The following is a 17648-nucleotide window of genomic DNA, read 5'->3' as shown; positions in this document are numbered from 1 at the left end:
TGTCGTATTGGAATCAGCTGGGTCTCCTATGTGGGATGCGATCGCCGCTCAAATCTCCCAGGCCACGGGCCAAACCTTCGTCCTCCAAGACCGACGAAGCGTGGGGGGCGGCAGCATTAACCAAGCCTATGCCGTCACCGATGGCCGCGCGACCTACTTTGTGAAGGTCAATCAGGCCAACCAGCTGGCGATGTTCGAGGCGGAGGCCCACGCCCTCAAAGCGATCTACGAGACCCACACCATCGGAGTCCCCAGGCCGCTGCTCTGGAACATTGCCGGAAATGCGGCGTTTTTGGTGACCACGTGGATCGAGTTTGGGGGGAGCCGCGACGCCCAGGCTTGGGCGCGGATGGGCGAGCAGCTGGCTGCCCTGCACCGGGTCCACAGCTCCCAAGGATTTGGCTGGCACCACAACAACACCATTGGCTCGACCCCCCAGCTCAACCCCTGGACGCCCGACTGGCAGACCTTTTGGGCGGAGCAACGCCTCGGCTATCAGTTTCGCTTGGCTAAGCGGCGGGGCGGCCACTTCCCGCAGCAGGATGCCCTGATCGCGGCCCTGCCGGCGCTGCTCGAAGGCCACAATCCGCTGCCGTCGATGGTTCATGGGGATCTGTGGTCGGGAAATGCGGCGATCGCCCGCACCGGTGACCCGATCATCCTGGACCCGGCAATTTACTTCGGCGATCGCGAAGTAGACCTGGCTATGACCGAGCTATTTGGCGGCTTCCCGGCAGCTTTCTACGAGGGCTATCGAGCTGCCTATCCCCTGGAGCCGGGCTACGAGCGCCGCAAAGTGCTCTACAACCTGTACCACGTCATCAATCACTTCAACCTGTTTGGCGGCAGCTACGAGGGCCAGGCCAACCGCATGATCGACCAGCTCCTGCGCTGGGCTGATGCCTAGCGATTCACCCGATTAAAGAGCCAAAGAGAGCCGACGATACCGGCAAAGTGGGCCAGGATCGTGTTGGTGTTGGCTTGCACCACAAATAGATCCACCGACTGCACAAAACGAGAAGGGTCGTAAACCGTCAGGCCCTGGGGCTGGGAGAGCGATCGCGCCAAGATGCTGCCCACGATCGCCTGGGCTCCCAAAATCGTGATCAGCATACCGACCAGATTGATAATCAAGCCGAGGCGCAAAATTGTCGTTGTGCTGGCTTTGCTGGGGCGAGCGCTGGCATCCGGCGATCGCAGCCCCCGCGCAATCCGAGTGTAGCGAAACGCCCAGTAAACCCCTGCACCCAAGACTGCAATTCCCCCTAGCGCGAAGAGAATGCCCGCACCCGTCCCGGCACTATTGGTTTGGGTGCCGATGCTGCGGCTAGCCGTGGCAAAAATCAAAACTAGGGTTGCCACAACGCCCAGAACTAGCTGCATCCAAAAGCTGATCCAGCCAGCAATGCGAAATTGAAACGCAATCTGTTTCAGTGTGGGGGGAAGGTCGGCCATAGACTCTCACAAAACCTACTGCTTCGACACCGCCGAAAAGCACCTAAAAGCATAGTTCTCCCTGATTCTGCTGGCAAGGGTCGCTCCAGGTGAGGCTTGCCGTCCACCGGCTAAACCGATCTACTGCTGTAACAATGACAACTGGCGATGAGCCTCGACGGATAGTTTCTATTGTGAACCGTCCTTCTAGGAAACGCCTGAACTGACAGTCATTGTTTGCCTTCAATCCGACAAGCTTCGCGCCTTTGATTTCCTGATGATTTGACTAGGGCAGACCAAAAAGTTAAAAAATCCTAACTCAAGGGCGATCGCCGGATTAAACTGTTTATTCTCGCCAGAGACTAACCTGCTGAGGTTGTTCTGACAAGGCTTTCGGCCCTAGGCGCTCTCTGTCCGAAAGCTATTTGTGCCGAACAACCGCTCCGAAAGCTATTAAAAGATCCCGCCAGTCTCCGGATCTGAAATCCGTCATTGCTACCTTGCGAATTCTAGCTCAGCCTACTAATGGACCGCTCAGAAATACTGCTCCCCTCTCGAGAGGTCTGTGCAAGGGATGCTGGAAAAACGTTATGGAAGTTTAGTGAGCGAATCCAAATTTTAATATCTAGAATTAAAATAGCTAGAGTTGATGAACATCTAGTGTTCCTGAGTGCCAATCTTGGCAAATCATCGACTCCACTTCAGGGCCATCAAGGACTCCTGTAAGAACCGCCGAAGCTCCCGGTAGATTCGGTTTTGAGCGAATAAGCCCCTAAGTGTGAGTGTTCTGAGCAGTGTTGGCTCGTTAGCACGATCAAAACAAAAGTGCTCTGGTCTCACGCTTGTTCCTTCAGCTTTCCCTAACGCTGATATGAACACCATCAGGGTGCAGGCGATCGCCCCCTTTCCGTCCCAAGCGGAAACTTCGCCCGGCATTGCGCTTGATGGGAACTGACAGTGGAGTATTCGTACTATGACTCGGCCTGCAACCATGAAATTCGAAGACATTTACCAATTTTTCCGCGATCCGCCACCTCTGTATCTCAATAAAGAGCTGGCAGTCTGCTACGTTTTGTCGGTCTTGCTCCAAGGCGATTCCTACGGAACCGAGCTCATTCAAAAGCTCGAAACGGAGTATCCAGCCTACCGCCTGTCTGATACCGTGCTCTACGGTGCCCTGAAATTCTTAGAGGACGAAAAAACCATCGCAGGGTACTGGAAAAAAGTGGAAGGGCGAGGCCGCCCGCGCCGCATGTATCAAGTTCGGCCCGAGCACGATGCAAAAGCGCGATCGCTTGCTGAGCTGTGGCAAACCTACACTGCCCAGCGAAAGTCGTAGTGCCCCAGTGAATGCCTAGCCCCGTTGGGTCCGGCTGACCCAACAGGTTGCGCTCTCGCTACCTGCGACGGGGATTCTTAGCGCATAACCGAAGCCGATGGAAGTGACATCAAGCGTTAGTGGCTCTGGCTGCTAACGCTTGCTACGCTTTAGCTAAAGCAGCAGAAGCCTCACGCCATCATCCTTGGCTTGGCGTGAGATAATGACGCTCCCCTGACCTATGCCACAGGCGCGGGAAGGGGGAGGAAACGAGCAAATCTTTCATGGCACAAAGTAGGGGTGATATAGTCAGGGCAAGGGTTTGAGCTAATCGCCGCCCTAAAATCTGAACCACGACAACTCAAAGTATGGGGTTGCATCCAGTAATAGCGAATTCCTGTTTCTGTGGATGCGTAAAACTTTGACAGTACCGAGGTTGAACATACATTGGTCCTTGTTCAAAGTCTGCGGTAGGGCATTCCGTGGACTCAAAATAAAGCTCAGGATACGCCCGATGCAATAGCAGGGGTCACTGAGAAGCCTACGCTGTATACGTCAGTATCAGCGTAGGAGTATGTCACGGGGTTAAAATGGCTGCTCATGCCAGCAAACCGCCTGCACTCAAACCCCAAATCTTGCACGCTGCCCTGCGAATTGCCGAAAGACCTATGGATTTTGCGACTTTGCCGTCTACCCTGTTTTTGACCGTTTTACTCTCGATTGGTCTATTTTTCTTTATCCGCGCTTCGGTGAAGGACCGCACCCAATCTGTTGCTTTGGCCTCAGAGCAGCCGGAAGAAGTGCTCATGCCCCAGCTGCGCCAGTATTTTGCCCAGCGGGCCTATCAAGTGACATCTGTGGACAAACAGAAAAACCAGGTCACCTTCGAGGGATTCGTGCGTCCAAGCCGCTTCCTGGCAGGTTTTCTCACGCTGCTAGCTGCCTTAGGCATGCTCTGCTTGGCGTTGGTGCTGTCGATGGTGCTGCCCCAGGTTGGCTTGCTGTCCCTAGGACTGGTGGCCTTAGCGCCCCTGGCGGGCTGGTTTTACTGGCAGCGGGCTGGGCGGCCTGAGCAGGTTTCTCTGCGGCTCCAGGCCGGAGGAGATGCGGCGTCGACTGGGCGCGGCGGAAGCATACTGTCTGTGACGGCTCACCGCGACGAGCTGCTGGCTCTCCAAGAAGCACTGTCCCTCGAACCCCAGGACTAGAAAGGCGATCGCGCTCTAGGGCGATCGCCCAAAACATTGGCTAAACCTGGGCGATCGCCAACGAAAAATTCCACCAATCAATATTCAAAAACTTAAAAAAAAAAATCTTAGAAATCGCTGCTTAGAAGTATTTTTAGGGCTGACTCCAGACAAAGTCAGCAAGTATGAAATGGATGCAAAATCCCCCAGGGAAAACGGCCCAGGGCCAGCTTGGGTTTGTAGCTGAAAAGTCGAAAACGGAGAAGCACCCTGAGGGATATTGAAAGGAGGCTGTTAAAGCAATACCCCCCACTCCAGCAACTTGGAATGGGGGGCGTTGCTTGAAGTGAACGTGTCTTTGGCTAGGGCTACCGCTTTCCCAAACATGACGCAATCACGTTGAAAAGCAAATTTCAGACGTAGCCCAAGCAAGGACACTCAAGACCAGATATCGGCAGGTTAGCGGCTCGAAGAAGTAGCGTAGAGCTCTTCCTCTTCTTCCTCATCTTCTGCAGTTTTGAGGCTGGGAAACAGAAAATGATTTTCTTCGACGTATTGAGCTCCGAATAGGCCCTTCTCAGCCCAGAAGTACCGATCCGTGGTATGCTCGTTCCGCTTGACTAGCAGGAGGGCGGGCGGAGCGATTCCTTCGGCGTGAATGAACTTCCGAGCAGCGGTAACGGGCTTGTCTTCCCCGCTCTCGATACTATACTGTGGTACCTGCTCTAGAATTCTACGCCCTTCTAGGCGTCGACGGCTCTTGCGCTTGCGTCTCCTAGCCAACCTCCTTACCTCCCATTTCCAAGAATGTGTGTAGTGTTAGCTACAAAAACCGTCGAAAGTATATCTGCTTGGGTTCAAAATTTCAACTTCTTTTAATCTAAAGTCACACATTTTCAGAAAGACTTGAAAGCTGTTTGTGGCAAGGGATTGGTCGATTAAAAAGAAATTCTTCCCTCAAAAAACACTTTATAAAAAGATCAAAAAATTTAATTCTCTTCAAGTTTTTATGAGATTTGACGAAGGATTGTGGCAAAAAGGCTAAACGGATTGCCGTTCAGTCCCTGATTTACAAGGAAGCCAGAGTCCATTTGGGTCTGTCTGCCCAGATGACCATCCACGCCATCCGGCGAGTTTGCGCCAACCGGAAGACAGCCAAGCAAAAAGGGAGGCCTGTCAAAAGGTTTGCTCCCACCCATGACGCCCGGACTTTCACCTGCAAAGAGCCTGGCTGGATGGTCAGCCTCATCATGCTGAAGGGACGAGAAAAGCTCAGGCTGCATATCGGCAACGACCAAAAGTATCTCCTCCAGGCCCAAAATCCCAAATCAGCCACCCTGGTCAAACGTAAAGATGGCAGGTTCTATCTGCAAATTCAGCTAGAATCTGAGCCCTCTGAGATTTCAAAAACCGATGAGGTGCTGGGCGTAGACCTGGGACGAACAGACATCGCCTGCACCTCTGAAAGCCCCGTCCCTCTTGGGGCGGCGTAGTTTACAGTTAATTACAGAGGGCGATCGCGCCCAGATGTTGCTACTTGGCGATGCTGACGGCTGCCTAGAGCTTGCGATCGCTTTTTTCTGAGTCAAGCTAGCCCCACGTTGACGGCCTCTGGATTCATGCTCTTGCCCGTTAGCACAGAATTTGTGTCTCTTTGTCGGTCTCAGATTGCGCTGCTGACCCAGGGATTGGGCGCGTCTTTGAGCGTGGTGTACCTGACTGAGGACTTTGCGGAGGGAACAGAGCCCAACTTGGTGCCGGTCGTGGCCTATCCCGAAACGCTGTTGCGTGACGGCCTAACCCCTGCCCTTTCGCCGATTCCGTTTGAGGATGCGCGGCCCGCTCTGCCCCGGATCGATGACGCGGAGCTGACGCTGGAGGATCTGGGTGCTCAGACCTTAAGAGATGGAGACCCATCGGCTGCGAAAGACCCTGTGCTGGAGGTGCCCGGTCAGGTGGTGCTGCCCTTGATGCGCGAAAATGTGCTGCTGGGCTTGCTGGTGACGGCTCGGGAAGATCGGCCCTGGAGCCTTCAGGAGCAGAGCCAGATTGAGCTGGTGGCAAAAACGCTGGCGGCTGGGTGCGTGCTCGATCGGCGATCGCACTGGTTCCAAAGTCACTACCATCAGCAGCAGGATGTGCAGCGCCAGCAGCATGAAACCCTCGATACGCTGGTGCACCAGTTTCGCAATCCCCTGACGGCGCTCCGCACCTTTGGGAAGCTGCTGCTGCGGCGACTGGGGATGGGAGATCCCAATCGAGACGTGGCGTCGAGCATTGTGCGGGAGAGCGATCGCCTACAAGAGCTGCTGGTGCAAATTGGCCAGACCCTCCAGCCAACGCCGGGAACAGCGTTGCCCAGGACGATCGCCCCCAGCCCCGACCCAGAGGCCCTAGACGTGGTGGCTCAGCGGACAGAGCAGCAGGAGGCCCCTCAGCCTCAGCTCCTGCCATCGACCGGCTGGCTTTCGGCAGCCGATGTGCGCCCTTGCGAAATCTTGGAGGTCCTGGAGCCGCTGCTGATGTCGACCCAGGCGATCGCCCAAGAGCGCCAAATCACCCTGCATATTGTCCTGCCCGACGTTATTCAGCCCGTGCTGGCAAATCCTCAGGCCCTGCGGGAGGTGCTCAGCAACCTTTTGGACAACGCCCTCAAGTACACCCCTCCAGGCGGAAGAGTGCAGCTTGAGGTGGGAGCAACGCGCAGCACCGAAACGGGCCTACAGCAGGCGATCGCCATCACCGATACCGGGCCTGGGATTCCTTTGGCGGACCAGGGACGTCTTTTTGAGCGGCACTATCGCGGCGTGCAGGCCCAAGGCTCGATTCCCGGTAGCGGGCTGGGGCTGGCGATTGTGAAAGAGCTCATCGAGCAGATGCAGGGCAGCGTCGAGCTGCATAGCCCGGCGATCGCCTCCCTATGGCTGACCGAAGCCGACGCATCCGAGCTTCCTGACGCCAATGGAGCTGAAGGAGACCCGGCGATCGCCTCTCCCGGCACCACCCTCCAGATTTGGTTACCCATCGCGCCCCTGCCCTCCTAATAGAAAACCCCCTGCAAAAGCCTTGCAGGGGGTTGGTTAGGCGATGACTACTCCTCACAGCCTTCCACGAGGCTGCTAGTAGACGCGTAAGCTTACTTATTGGGCAAGCGCAGATCAGAGTTCAGGCGCAGATCCAGATCGGTATCCGGGTTGACCACGATCAGGTCAATGCGATCGCGTCCCAGGAACAGACCAATCAGCGTACCGATCGCCGTGCCACCCAGCACTTCTTCCGTAGCGATCGCCCGGTCACCCGTCACTGCCGCCACAGCCGCAGCCGCAGCAGAACCCAGAGCCGCACCCTCCAGCAAATCACCCACACTCGCGCCCTTACGGATCGTCTCAGTCTCAGTGATCACAGCCGAAGACGCATTGATCGCCAAGCGGCTACCATCGGTCAGCACCAGCTCTTGAGCCACGAACTGAGAACCGCCATTGGAGGGACGCAGCTCACCCACAATCTCGCTGTTCGCCGGAATCAGGACATTGCCTTGGCGATCCACAATGTTTTGATCCACGGTCAGCGTCAGCGGTGCCGTCTCATCCTTCGTTACCAGGATCTTGTCCTTGGTGTACTTCACAGGAATCGTCGTGCCCGACGGAATAACGGTCTGAGCTTGAGCCGGCGGCTGACCCACAATGTAAGGCGAGTTAATCGCTTGGGCCTGGCCAGAGCTCACCAAAGCCTGGTAAATGAACGCAGCAACCTCAGCGCGAGTCGCGTTCCGGTTGGGGTTCAGCATGTCCAGCGACGGGTAGTTCACAACAATGCGGCGCTCCGTAGCGGCTGCCACACTGCTGCGAGCATAGTCCGGAATGCCAGATGCATCATCATAGATGCCCAGGACATTGCTAACCGAGCCGCTGGCGGTGTAGTTCAGGCCATTGGCCAAGGAAACCAGTACCTGAACCCGAGGAATATTTTGGTTGGGGTTGAAGACGTTCCCGGGATAACCAGCCAAGAAACCCGTGGTATAAGCCTCTTGAATAGCGGTGAAGGCCCAATAGTTCGAAGGAACGTCAACAAAGTTAATAGCGTTCCGAATTCGGGACTTCGGGAAAGCCTTTCGGACCATAGCGGCAAACTGAGCCCGCGTAACCGGATCATTGGGGCGGAAAGTGCCATCGGGGAAACCAGCAATGATATCCCGAGATGCCAGAGCGCGGATAAAGTCAGAGGCCCAGTACGCCGATGAAACGTCGCTGAAGCTAACATTTTGAGCTGCTGCCGGTGCAGGCGCAATCATCGGAGCGACGGCTCCCGATGCGATACCCAGAGCGAGAAAAACTGCGGTGCCAGATTGCCAACGAGTGATGTGACCCATAGAGGCGCGTTCTCCAGAAAACGATTGAGTGATTAGCTGACTAAATAGACCCTAGAATGAATGAAAGGTTCCTACGTCAATCTATATGTAGATAGTGCGGCCTTTCAGGCAAGAAAACCAAAAATTTTCAAATTCTTTCAGGTAATTTGCTTTACCTTTGTCCATCTTGCCTAAAACTCTCAGACGCTGAACCAAAAGATTTGTTGCTTAAAAAGTAAACAATTCACCCTAATGGTGATCTGTCCTCCCCCAATCAGGTGAACTTTGAAAAATCTCCTGATTGGGCACTGTTGAAGCGGAGGAAGGGACAGAAGAAGATTGCTCTAGAGGCGATCGCTCTCGGGTCGGTCTGAAGGAAAAATAATTAAGTATAAATACTTATTTTTTCAAAGTGTTTCAGTTGCCTTGTGGGTGCAAACTATCTTTGGACTTAGTCCCATGGATAAAAAATTTCAGGGCGTCTCTCCAGCTTGATGGAACAATCGAAGCGCGATCGCCAAAGCCCACCCTTCTGCCATACCCAAGCCCTGAGGGGTGCCTCTAGTCCAGTACGATCCTGGCTGGGATATTGAAGCCAAAAAAAAGGCCGTAGGGAGGCTACGACCAGAGACCAAATGGGGTTTTGGAGCGTAGGATGACAGAGCGGAAGCTCGTTTGGGCGAAACTTCTACCCATCCTTTCGCTGACGTTCATTATTGTAAAAATTTTTGTTTTCTAGCGTCCTCCTCCAGTTGGATCACCCAGTAGAAGGAAGATAGAAATACGTGAGCTAAAAGGCTGAAATGAGCGCCCCCAAAGCCGATGAGGCGATCGTGCTCACACTGGGTATGGCCAGCTCAAGAAGCTGTTGCAGTCGGAAAAAGCACCGAAGCAGGCTGCGCGTCTCTCGCACCCAATTGGATACCCGCTTGGGTGATTTTCACGCGTTCTTGATGATTACTCACGAAATTAGCAGATACTGCTCTGAAGTCAGAAACCACGAAGTGGCTTTTGGACGAGGCGATCGCCCGCAGCGACCTTGATTGGCATTAACGGTTGTTGCAGCCATTAGGCAGCTTCAAAAACTAGTTAATAGTACCTATAGTGGGTCGCTCTTCTTGTTAGGGTTTCTGTAAAAATCTCATTTTCGTACAGCCTGGGAAATTGGAATGTGAAGCTGTATGAACTATAATTTCGCTAATCTGCGTAAGGATTTGTTACCGTGAAGAAAAACTTGGGAAGTATCTTATCGATTGCGGGCGCTGTTATCTTTTTTGGCAGCGGTTTTAGCGTTCTTGCCGGTTTGTTGGCTCTAGAAGCAGTGCCTGCTAGTCTGATGGGTTCGGCACTGATGATGGAAGTAGTAGGCCTTAGCCTTGCAGAGAAAAGTAAAGATAGCTGATGGCGATCGCCCATAACAGCGTCGAAGTTGCCCCCCAGCGCTCCGAGAGGCAACCTCAAGACGAATCCGTTCCAAGATTTGGGACGCTTCAAAACAGCTAACGCGACGAAAAATCAGATTCCAGGGTCAGCTCTAGGTCCGTTTCAGGATTGATCACCACGACTTCAGCTTCATCTTCGCCCAAGATCAAGCCTCCTAGAGCGCCCAACCCCGCCCCAATCAAGACTTCTCCCAGATCAAGGTCGCCCAAAATCTCTGACAAGACAGCGGCCGCAGCAGCTCCGATAGCAGCCCCTTTCAGGATTTGGTCGGCATCACGGCCTTTTTTGATGGTTTCCGTCTCTGTGATGACTTCGGAGGTCGCCTCGAAATCCTGGGTGCGATCGCTGCCGCGCAGCATGATGGATTGCGCGACAAACTGGGTGCCCCCATCCACGGGTCGTAGCTCACCCATGACCTTGCTGCCCTCGGGGATCACCAGCACGCCCTGCTCTGAGCGGACGGCCTCTGCCACCGTGAGCGTTACGGGAGCCGTTTCCTGGGGCGTCACAACAATCTTTTCGGCCTCGTCATAGCGAACGGCCAGGGTGGTTCCAGCGGCCAGAACGAGATCCGCTGGCTGAGCAAACAGATCGGGCGTGCGCTGGGTCTGGGCAGAAGCTGCGCTAACCGCCAAAAACGGCGCTGCCCCGGCGGCGATGAGGCTCAGGCTCAAAGCCAAACTAGTACCCGATTGCCAAGCATGGCGCACAGTCAAAGAGTTCATTGGCAACCCCCTTCATCCCCGTAGATATAGCACTCATCTTAGACTCCTTCGGAGGGGCCAAAGTTCCGCTGCTCGCGCCCTGTCTGCCTTGCGATCGCCCTAGGGTCTGCGGCTCAGATCTTCCCCCGCAGGGCCGAAATTGTGGCCGTTTATCGTCCTCAGTTCGGGAAACCGTACTAAGGCGCGAGTTGCGATCGTCAGTGGGCTCCGCTAAATTAGCACTCAGGAGTTGAGAGTGCTAAATCAACCCCGCAAGTTTGAACGAGTCTGCCAGCGCAGACAATCAGTGTCTCAACTGACTTCACAGTAATTGATCGTTCTCGTCTAAATTATTCGGAGAATTTTTTATGGCAGCTGTATCTCTGAGCGTTTCCACGGTGAAGCCTCTCGGCGATCGCGTGTTCGTCAAGGTTGCTGCTTCTGAAGAGAAGACCGCTGGTGGTATCCTCCTGCCCGAAACGGCCAAGGAAAAGCCCCAAGTCGGCGAAGTGATGCAAGTCGGCCCCGGCAAGCGCAACGACGACGGCTCTCGCCAAGAGCTCGAAGTGAAAGTCGGCGACAAAGTGCTGTACTCCAAGTACGCTGGCACCGACATCAAGCTCGGTGGCGAAGAGTTCGTTCTGCTGTCTGAAAAAGACATCCTCGCTGTCGTCGCCTAGATCCCCTAGGACCCTAACCCTATCCCAGTCTGCGGTAGAACATCCCGTGGACTCAAAGCAACGCTCAGGCTGCCTGCCAGACTGTTGGCAGCTCTGAGAAGCCCATTCGCCCGGACCCAAAACTCGGCGATGGCATGTTCCTCGGCAACCCTCGTCGAGCAGCAGGCTCAACACCTGACCTCCTCAATGCAGGGCTAGCAAGTGCCGAAAGAGATTCGACCTTTCGAACCTATTTCCCAAATCTACAACGCATTTTTAGGACAGGGACTCTGAGACTATGGCTAAGCGCATCATTTATAACGAAAACGCCCGTCGTGCTCTGGAGCGCGGTATCGACATCCTGGCTGAAGCAGTCGCCGTGACCCTTGGCCCCAAAGGCCGTAACGTCGTCCTCGAGAAGAAGTTCGGTGCACCCCAGATCGTCAACGACGGTGTCACCATCGCCAAGGAAATCGAGCTCGAAGATCACGTTGAGAACACCGGCGTCTCTCTGATTCGCCAAGCTGCTTCCAAGACCAACGACGCTGCTGGTGACGGTACCACCACGGCAACCGTCCTGGCTCACGCCATGGTGAAGGAAGGCCTGCGCAACGTTGCTGCTGGCGCTAATGCCATCGCCCTCAAGCGCGGTATCGAGAAGGCAACGGCTTTCATCGTTGAGAAAATCGCTGAGCACGCTCGCCCCGTCGAGGACTCCAAGGCGATCGCCCAAGTGGGCTCCATCTCTGCCGGCAACGACGAAGAAGTCGGCCAGATGATCGCTGAAGCGATGGACAAAGTGGGTCGCGAAGGCGTGATCTCCCTAGAAGAAGGCAAGTCCATGACCACCGAACTGGAGGTCACCGAGGGCATGCGCTTTGAGAAGGGCTACATCTCTCCCTACTTCGCCACCGACACCGAGCGCATGGAAGCAGTGCTCGACGAGCCCTTCATCTTGATCACCGACAAGAAGATCGCGCTGGTTCAAGACCTCGTTCCCGTACTGGAGCAAGTGGCTCGCGCCGGTCGTCCTCTGCTGATCATCGCTGAGGACATCGAGAAAGAAGCCCTGGCAACCCTGGTGGTCAACCGCCTGCGGGGTGTGCTGAACGTCGCTGCTGTCAAGGCTCCTGGCTTTGGCGATCGCCGTAAGGCCATGCTCGAGGACATCGCCGTCCTGACCGGTGGTCAGCTGATCACCGAAGACGCTGGTCTGAAGCTCGACAACACCAAGATCGACATGTTGGGCAAGGCTCGCCGCATCACGATCACCAAGGACAACACCACCATCGTCGCCGAAGGCAACGAAGAGGCAGTGAAGGCCCGCTGTGAGCAAATCCGCCGTCAAATGGACGAGACCGAGTCCTCCTACGACAAAGAGAAGCTCCAAGAGCGTCTGGCCAAGCTGGCCGGTGGCGTTGCTGTGGTCAAAGTGGGCGCTGCAACCGAGACCGAAATGAAGGACCGCAAGCTCCGCCTGGAAGACGCCATCAACGCAACCAAGGCAGCTGTGGAAGAGGGCATCGTCCCTGGCGGCGGTACCACCCTGGCTCACCTGGCTCCCCAGGTCGAAGAGTGGGCAAATGCCAACTTGGTCAACGAAGAGCTCACCGGCGCTCTCATCGTGGCTCGCGCCCTGACCGCTCCTCTGAAGCGCATCGCTGAAAACGCTGGCCAAAACGGCGCTGTGATCGCTGAGCGCGTGAAGGAACTGTCCTTTGACAGCGGCTACAACGCAGCGAACGGCGACTTCGTGAACATGTTCGAAGCGGGTATCGTGGACCCTGCGAAGGTGACCCGTTCTGCTACCCAGAACGCAGCTTCCATCGCGGCTATGGTGCTGACCACCGAGTGCATCGTGGTCGACAAGCCTGAGCCGAAGGATAACGCAGCTGCTGGCGCTGGCGCTGGCATGGGCGGCGACTTCGACTACTAAGTCAATGAACTTGGCTGCTCCTCATGGAGCAGCCAAGGAATTTCTAGAAAAGGGGGCTCGCTACGGCGGCCCCTTTTTTTGTGGTTTTAAATTTGGTCTGATTCTGGAATGAGCTAATTGGAGCCAAATTTTTGCTTTGCCTGGTCGTAGACTTCGGCTGTGATCTCGGTGATGCCGGCATCTTGGGCAAATTTCTCAATCTTTTTGCGGGCAGCGGGACGCACGAAGAAGGGAATTTCTTTCAGGCGGGCTTCGGCTTCAGGGGTCCACTGACAGGCGTCACTCATAGGTTGATGGTAATGGGCTCAGGAAACAGCGTATTTTCCTGACCATACGGCGATCGCGCTTTTCTGGCAAGGCAGGGGCGATCGCGGGCAGACACCTAGCGCAAAGCGAGGCATTCGTGGGAGTTTGGTTGTGGGACATTCTCGCCTAGCACGCAGGTTTCTTGGAGGCCGATGGATGATCTTTGGTAGAAGTGAGAGAAGGACGGCTTGGGTTTTATCAGCGTTGAAAGCATGAATATTACGGTTTTTGCCCTGTTATTGGTTGGCCTTGTGCTGTTGGTGGTAGGAGCTGAGGCGCTAGTGCGGGGTGCATCTCGCATTGCGGCGGTGCTGGGCATCTCGCCTTTGGTGATTGGCTTGACCATTGTGGCCTACGGAACGAGCTCGCCGGAGCTGGCAGTCAATATCCAATCGAGTTTGGCGGGACAGTCTGACATTGCCATCGGCAACGTGGTGGGCAGCAACATTTTCAATGTGCTGTTTATCTTGGGGGTTTCGGCGTTGGTGTCGCCGCTGTTGGTGGCTCAGCAGCTCATTCGGCTGGATGTGCCGATCATGATCGGGGTTTCGTGCCTAATGCTGCTGTTTAGTCTGGATGGCAATATCGGCACTTCAGACGGCGTGATTCTCTTCTTGGGGGCTGTGAGCTACACTGCCTTTTTGATTTATCAGAGCCGCCAAGAGAAGGATGCGGCTGTGCAGGATGAGTACGCCAAAGAATATGGCGCGCAACCAACGCGATCGCTGAGTACGTGGCTGGTAAATCTGGCGCTGGTGGTGGGCGGCCTGGGATTGCTGCTGGCAGGCTCGCGTCTGCTGGTGGACAGTGCCATCGTGATTGCTCAGGCGATCGGCGTTAGTGAGCTGGTGATCGGTCTGACGATCGTGGCGGCAGGGACGTCTTTGCCAGAGCTGGCAACGTCGGTGATTGCCAGTATGCGCGGCGAGCGCGATATTGCGGTTGGCAATGTCGTGGGCAGCAATATCTTCAATATTCTGGCGATTATTGGGCTGTCTAGCATTATTTCACCCGATGGCATTCCCGTGCTGCCTGCGGCGCTGCGGTTTGATATCCCGATCATGATTGCGGTGGCGATCGCCTGCTTGCCGATTTTCTTCACCGGCAATCTTATTTCCCGTCGAGAAGGTATCTTTTTTCTGGCCTACTACGGTGTGTACACGCTCTACCTGATTTTGCGATCGACTGAGCATGACGCGCTGCCGATTTTCAGCACGGTGATGCTGGCCTTTGTGCTGCCGCTGACCGCCATTACCTTGGCGATTGTGACGATGCGGGCTCTGCGCAAGCGCCGTGAGCGCCGCGAGGGCCTCTAAGGGCGATCGCCCCTCCCGAACCTGGCTAAGGAGAAGGTTGATAGAAGCAGCTCCAATGGTTTGGAGCTGCTTTTGTCGTTTAAGGCGTCCACTCGAGGACAATGCCGACTCGGCTGTCCTTGGCTTCGCGAGAGTTCTGTTTCTGGATGTCCGTGGCGAGGCGCAGTCGAGAGGTGAGAGCGTAGCCCACTGACAAAGTAGTGAGGCCGACCTCTTCGCTGCCGCCGGGATTCACCCAGGTCTGGGCGAGGGATAAGTCAGCCGCTCCGGTGCGGGAGAGGGCGAGCTGGAGCTTGAGGCCCAAATTTAGGCCGTCGGTGCTGTAGTCTTCGGTCTGGAGAAACCGATAGCCGACCACGGGGGCTAGATTGACGTAGCTGCCGAGGGGCCGCACGTAATACCGCAGGTCGACCCCCGCGGCTTGGCGATCGCCCTCAAAGCTGCCGTGATAATCCCCGCTGACAGTCAACCCGCTGCGACCAATAAAAACATCCTCCACGCCCACATTCCAGCCGCCCTGCTGGTTGGTGGAGGGAAACTGGGAGTAGCCAAGGCGCAGGCGAGTGCGAAAACTGGGGTCGTGGCGGATATCTGACATCACGTCCGGCACCTCCTGGCTCCAGCGCTGCAAAACCGGACTCTCCTCGAGGACTTTGGGATCGAGATCTAGGCGCTCTGCGGCTGAAGGCGGGTCTGCTGGCGCGTCCTGGGCGATCGCTTCAGACCCCAGGGCGACCCCCAGTCCGAGGGCGATCGCCGCGCCCCATCCCTGCCAGCCCGCTCCAAATCCCGATCCCATATGCTTTTCGTCCCCAGACTCACCACACTGCGCTCACTACCATAGCCCACATCCCCACCCAACCCCCAAAAAAAGCGGCCCTGCAATCTTGCAGGGCCGCTTTCAGATGAAGACTGAGTGCCTTCCTTTATCGAACGGTGCCAACCAAACTCGCTTGGTTGATGGGCTTCATCAGGTACAGCTTCACCATGTGGCCCGCAATGCCCAAGATCAAAGGCAGCTTTTGCAGAAGCTTCACCGGCGCAGGCGCCTGGGACTCAGAGATCGCCGCCAGCTTGGTGTTGAGAGCTGCGCTCTGGTCGAGGCGCTCGATGAACTCTGGATTCTCAACATCCAGAATCACCGGGAAGACGCGACCAGCGGTGTCGTTGGTCTTCTTGATCACCTCGATGTCGTAGTCGCGAGCGTTGAGGCCGATCGCTTCATAGAAGCCAGAGCGCTGAAGGTCATTGAGATACATCGTCGCAAAGACCGACAGCAGGAAGAAACGGCACCACAGCCGCGCCTTCCAGTCATTGAGGAACTGGGGCTGAGCCTGCATGATGGCGTCGAAGAAATCGCCATGGCGGTTCTCGTCTTGGCACCAGTTCTCAAAGAAGCGGAAGATTGGGTAAATCCGGTCTTCGGGATGGGCTTCCAGGTGGCGGTAAATCGTGATGTAGCGCCAGTAGCCGATCTTCTCAGACAGGTAAGTCGCGTAGAAGATGAACTTCGGCTTGAAGAAGGTGTACTTCCGGCTCTTGGTCAAAAACCCGAGGTCAAGGGAGAGCTTGAAGTCCGACATGGCTTTGTTGAGGAAGCCAGCGTGACGAGCCTCGTCCCGCGACATGAGGTTAAAGCACTCAGCCAGCAGCGGGCTTTTGTTTTTGAGGCGACGCCCAAGTTCCTTGTAGAGCAAGAAGCCCGAGAATTCAGCGGTGCAGGAACGCTCCAAGAATTCAACAAAGAGGCGGCGCTTTTCACCATCGATGTGATCCCAGGACTGCTCGAACTCGGCATCCCGCACAAAGTGATGACGGTTGTAGTCAGCGCGAAACTCTTCCAGGATCGCTCTTAGCTCGTCTTCGTTGACGGAGATATCCATTTTCTCCATCTCATCGAAGTCGGTGGTATAGAACCGAGGCGTGAGGATGGTCTCCTTGGCAGGGACTTTAATCCCCGGTCTTATCTCATCGAAGCCAGGCTTTTTCAGGGAATCTACCATGGGTCCTTTTGCTCTTTGTTATGACGCTACGCCTCAAACGGGGCGCTACACAGGGGAAAGCACGGGGGCGTGCAGAAAACGCTCTTGTTCATTTTCATTTTAAGAACGCTTTCGCCGGGAACACACCCTAGCGATGAACCGTGCCCTAGGCGATGCCCAGACGCGATCGCTGCGTTTTTCTATCTCCCATAGTCTACCAATGGCAGTAGGAGCGAGGGACAGCGATCGCGTTAAGAGTTGCAACATCGCTTCAACTTTTATGACAGTTTTGCCTAGCCGCAGGCAACCCTTTGGGAGTTGTAGAGAACAGGCGGTCAAAAACCCGCTCGATCTCGCGCCCATCTCGCGATTGAGTGCTCCTCTATTTTCCCTGACCCGTGGAAAGCAGATCAAGGCAATCTCCCTAGAATCAAGGCAGAATGGGCGTATAGCGGAAGCCGCCGATCAAAAGTGTAAAGAGCTATGAGCAGCATTCCCCAACCCACCAGCCCAGACAACAGCACCCGCGTCACCGCGTCTTACCTGCTGTGGCTGCTGTGCCTATGTGGCATTAATGGTGCCCACCGAATATATAACGGCAAGATCGCGACAGGTTTGCTGTGGCTGTGTACCTTCGGCTTTTTTGGGATTGGCCAGCTGATTGACTTGATGCTGATTCCGGGGATGGCAGAGGATTATCGCCTGAAGCTAATGGCGCGCAGCGGCTATATGACGCTGGGCGTGCCGGTCCAGCAGCCAGTCGTGGCCTCCCAAACGGTGACGCCGCCCACCCGAGAGCAGCTCATGGTCAAGCTGCTCAAGGCTGCTCAAGCCAATGGCGGCCAGATATCGGTGACTCAGGGCGTCATGGCGACGGAGCTCGGCTTCAAGGAAGTCGAATCCTTGCTCAAGGAGATGGTCAAGTCCGGCTATGTCAACTCTGAGAACGATCCCCGCACTGGCATTGTGAAGTACCACTTCGAAGAGCTGTAGAGGTCCGAAGCGACCCTGTTTC

17 protein-coding genes are annotated in these 17648 nt (G+C 55.6%); 10 read left to right on the top strand and 7 right to left on the bottom strand.

What is annotated here, in order from left to right; translation table 11 throughout:
* Positions 1 to 28: 28 nt before the first annotated feature.
* Positions 29 to 907, top strand: a complete 879-nt coding sequence (locus GEI7407_RS14410) for a fructosamine kinase family protein (RefSeq protein WP_015172932.1) — start codon at positions 29 to 31, stop codon at positions 905 to 907.
* Here GEI7407_RS14410 and GEI7407_RS14405 read toward each other — a convergent pair.
* The gene (locus tag GEI7407_RS14405) at positions 904 to 1455 is read right to left on the bottom strand and encodes a DUF3611 family protein (protein ID WP_015172931.1); all 552 of its coding nucleotides are present in this window, start codon (positions 1453 to 1455) and stop codon (positions 904 to 906) included. The genes GEI7407_RS14410 and GEI7407_RS14405 overlap by 4 nt on opposite strands.
* A gap of 970 nt (positions 1456 to 2425) precedes the next feature.
* Here GEI7407_RS14405 and GEI7407_RS14395 point away from each other — a divergent pair.
* Both GEI7407_RS14395 and GEI7407_RS14390 read left to right on the top strand, forming a co-directional pair.
* Positions 2426 to 2773: a PadR family transcriptional regulator gene (locus GEI7407_RS14395; protein WP_041268478.1), complete on the top strand. Its 348-nt coding sequence runs from the start codon at positions 2426 to 2428 to the stop codon at positions 2771 to 2773.
* 647 nt (positions 2774 to 3420) lie between these two features.
* Entirely contained in the window at positions 3421 to 3960 is a 540-nt protein-coding gene (locus tag GEI7407_RS14390; protein WP_015172929.1) for a cofactor assembly of complex C subunit B, read from the top strand.
* Positions 3961 to 4398: 438 nt separating this feature from the next.
* On the opposite strand, the gene GEI7407_RS14385 is transcribed toward GEI7407_RS14390, so the two are convergent.
* Complete coding sequence (locus GEI7407_RS14385) at positions 4399 to 4722, bottom strand: DUF3155 domain-containing protein (protein ID WP_015172928.1); 324 nt, start codon at positions 4720 to 4722, stop codon at positions 4399 to 4401.
* A gap of 452 nt (positions 4723 to 5174) precedes the next feature.
* On the opposite strand from GEI7407_RS14385, the gene GEI7407_RS21695 reads away from it, so the two are divergent.
* The gene (locus GEI7407_RS21695; RefSeq protein WP_223294434.1) at positions 5175 to 5432 is read left to right on the top strand and encodes a hypothetical protein; all 258 of its coding nucleotides are present in this window, start codon (positions 5175 to 5177) and stop codon (positions 5430 to 5432) included.
* A gap of 126 nt (positions 5433 to 5558) precedes the next feature.
* Positions 5559 to 6983, top strand: coding sequence for a sensor histidine kinase KdpD (locus GEI7407_RS14375; RefSeq protein WP_015172926.1), 1425 nt, complete (start codon positions 5559 to 5561; stop codon positions 6981 to 6983).
* Positions 6984 to 7075: 92 nt separating this feature from the next.
* On the opposite strand, the gene GEI7407_RS14370 is transcribed toward GEI7407_RS14375, so the two are convergent.
* Positions 7076 to 8308: an S-layer homology domain-containing protein gene (locus GEI7407_RS14370; protein WP_015172925.1), complete on the bottom strand. Its 1233-nt coding sequence runs from the start codon at positions 8306 to 8308 to the stop codon at positions 7076 to 7078.
* 1201 nt (positions 8309 to 9509) lie between these two features.
* Here GEI7407_RS14370 and GEI7407_RS21150 point away from each other — a divergent pair.
* Positions 9510 to 9689 (top strand): hypothetical protein, encoded by a 180-nt coding sequence (locus GEI7407_RS21150; protein ID WP_150109800.1) that lies wholly within the window; start codon positions 9510 to 9512, stop codon positions 9687 to 9689.
* Between the two features lie 97 nt (positions 9690 to 9786).
* Here GEI7407_RS21150 and GEI7407_RS14365 read toward each other — a convergent pair whose 3' ends face one another.
* Entirely contained in the window at positions 9787 to 10455 is a 669-nt protein-coding gene (locus tag GEI7407_RS14365) for a hypothetical protein (RefSeq protein ID WP_015172924.1), read from the bottom strand.
* Between the two features lie 347 nt (positions 10456 to 10802).
* Between GEI7407_RS14365 and groES the strand changes: the two genes are divergently transcribed.
* Together groES and groL are read left to right on the top strand one after the other, a co-directional pair.
* Positions 10803 to 11114: a co-chaperone GroES gene (gene groES, locus GEI7407_RS14360; protein WP_015172923.1), complete on the top strand. Its 312-nt coding sequence runs from the start codon at positions 10803 to 10805 to the stop codon at positions 11112 to 11114.
* A 277-nt stretch (positions 11115 to 11391) separates the two neighbouring features.
* On the top strand, positions 11392 to 13029 hold the full coding sequence (gene groL, locus GEI7407_RS14355) for a chaperonin GroEL (RefSeq protein WP_015172922.1): 1638 nt from the start codon (positions 11392 to 11394) through the stop codon (positions 13027 to 13029).
* Between the two features lie 113 nt (positions 13030 to 13142).
* On the opposite strand, the gene GEI7407_RS14350 is transcribed toward groL, so the two are convergent.
* A complete protein-coding gene (locus GEI7407_RS14350; protein ID WP_015172921.1) occupies positions 13143 to 13316 on the bottom strand; it encodes a PCP reductase family protein in 174 nt (57 codons plus the stop codon).
* Positions 13317 to 13547: 231 nt separating this feature from the next.
* Here GEI7407_RS14350 and GEI7407_RS14345 point away from each other — a divergent pair, with 231 nt between their 5' ends.
* Complete coding sequence (locus GEI7407_RS14345; RefSeq protein ID WP_041268477.1) at positions 13548 to 14651, top strand: calcium/sodium antiporter; 1104 nt, start codon at positions 13548 to 13550, stop codon at positions 14649 to 14651.
* A gap of 79 nt (positions 14652 to 14730) precedes the next feature.
* Here the strand turns inward: GEI7407_RS14345 and GEI7407_RS14340 are convergent, their stop codons facing one another.
* Together GEI7407_RS14340 and acsF are read right to left on the bottom strand one after the other, a co-directional pair.
* Positions 14731 to 15450, bottom strand: a complete 720-nt coding sequence (locus GEI7407_RS14340) for a hypothetical protein (protein ID WP_015172919.1) — start codon at positions 15448 to 15450, stop codon at positions 14731 to 14733.
* Between the two features lie 127 nt (positions 15451 to 15577).
* Positions 15578 to 16654 (bottom strand): magnesium-protoporphyrin IX monomethyl ester (oxidative) cyclase, encoded by a 1077-nt coding sequence (gene acsF, locus GEI7407_RS14335; RefSeq protein ID WP_015172918.1) that lies wholly within the window; start codon positions 16652 to 16654, stop codon positions 15578 to 15580.
* 462 nt (positions 16655 to 17116) lie between these two features.
* Between acsF and GEI7407_RS14330 the strand changes: the two genes are divergently transcribed.
* On the top strand, positions 17117 to 17626 hold the full coding sequence (locus tag GEI7407_RS14330) for a TM2 domain-containing protein (protein WP_015172917.1): 510 nt from the start codon (positions 17117 to 17119) through the stop codon (positions 17624 to 17626).
* Positions 17627 to 17648: the final 22 nt, after the last annotated feature.

It is taken from the genome of Geitlerinema sp. PCC 7407, from assembly GCF_000317045.1.
Classification (GTDB): Bacteria; Cyanobacteriota; Cyanobacteriia; order PCC-7407; family PCC-7407; genus PCC-7407.
Note: the sequence above shows the minus strand (reverse complement) of the source record. Positions and strands in the feature narration are given on the sequence as shown.

Coding starts and splice junctions, on each gene's coding strand:
- GEI7407_RS14410 (WP_015172932.1), top strand. CDS start 29: ATGTGGGATGCGATCGCCGCTCAAATCTCCCAGGCCACGGGCCAAACC.
- GEI7407_RS14405 (WP_015172931.1), bottom strand. CDS start 1,455: ATGGCCGACCTTCCCCCCACACTGAAACAGATTGCGTTTCAATTTCGC.
- GEI7407_RS14395 (WP_041268478.1), top strand. CDS start 2,426: ATGAAATTCGAAGACATTTACCAATTTTTCCGCGATCCGCCACCTCTG.
- GEI7407_RS14390 (WP_015172929.1), top strand. CDS start 3,421: ATGGATTTTGCGACTTTGCCGTCTACCCTGTTTTTGACCGTTTTACTC.
- GEI7407_RS21695 (WP_223294434.1), top strand. CDS start 5,175: ATGGTCAGCCTCATCATGCTGAAGGGACGAGAAAAGCTCAGGCTGCAT.
- GEI7407_RS14375 (WP_015172926.1), top strand. CDS start 5,559: ATGCTCTTGCCCGTTAGCACAGAATTTGTGTCTCTTTGTCGGTCTCAG.
- GEI7407_RS14370 (WP_015172925.1), bottom strand. CDS start 8,308: ATGGGTCACATCACTCGTTGGCAATCTGGCACCGCAGTTTTTCTCGCT.
- GEI7407_RS14365 (WP_015172924.1), bottom strand. CDS start 10,455: ATGAACTCTTTGACTGTGCGCCATGCTTGGCAATCGGGTACTAGTTTG.
- groES (WP_015172923.1), top strand. CDS start 10,803: ATGGCAGCTGTATCTCTGAGCGTTTCCACGGTGAAGCCTCTCGGCGAT.
- groL (WP_015172922.1), top strand. CDS start 11,392: ATGGCTAAGCGCATCATTTATAACGAAAACGCCCGTCGTGCTCTGGAG.
- GEI7407_RS14350 (WP_015172921.1), bottom strand. CDS start 13,316: ATGAGTGACGCCTGTCAGTGGACCCCTGAAGCCGAAGCCCGCCTGAAA.
- GEI7407_RS14345 (WP_041268477.1), top strand. CDS start 13,548: ATGAATATTACGGTTTTTGCCCTGTTATTGGTTGGCCTTGTGCTGTTG.
- GEI7407_RS14340 (WP_015172919.1), bottom strand. CDS start 15,450: ATGGGATCGGGATTTGGAGCGGGCTGGCAGGGATGGGGCGCGGCGATC.
- acsF (WP_015172918.1), bottom strand. CDS start 16,654: ATGGTAGATTCCCTGAAAAAGCCTGGCTTCGATGAGATAAGACCGGGG.
- GEI7407_RS14330 (WP_015172917.1), top strand. CDS start 17,117: ATGAGCAGCATTCCCCAACCCACCAGCCCAGACAACAGCACCCGCGTC.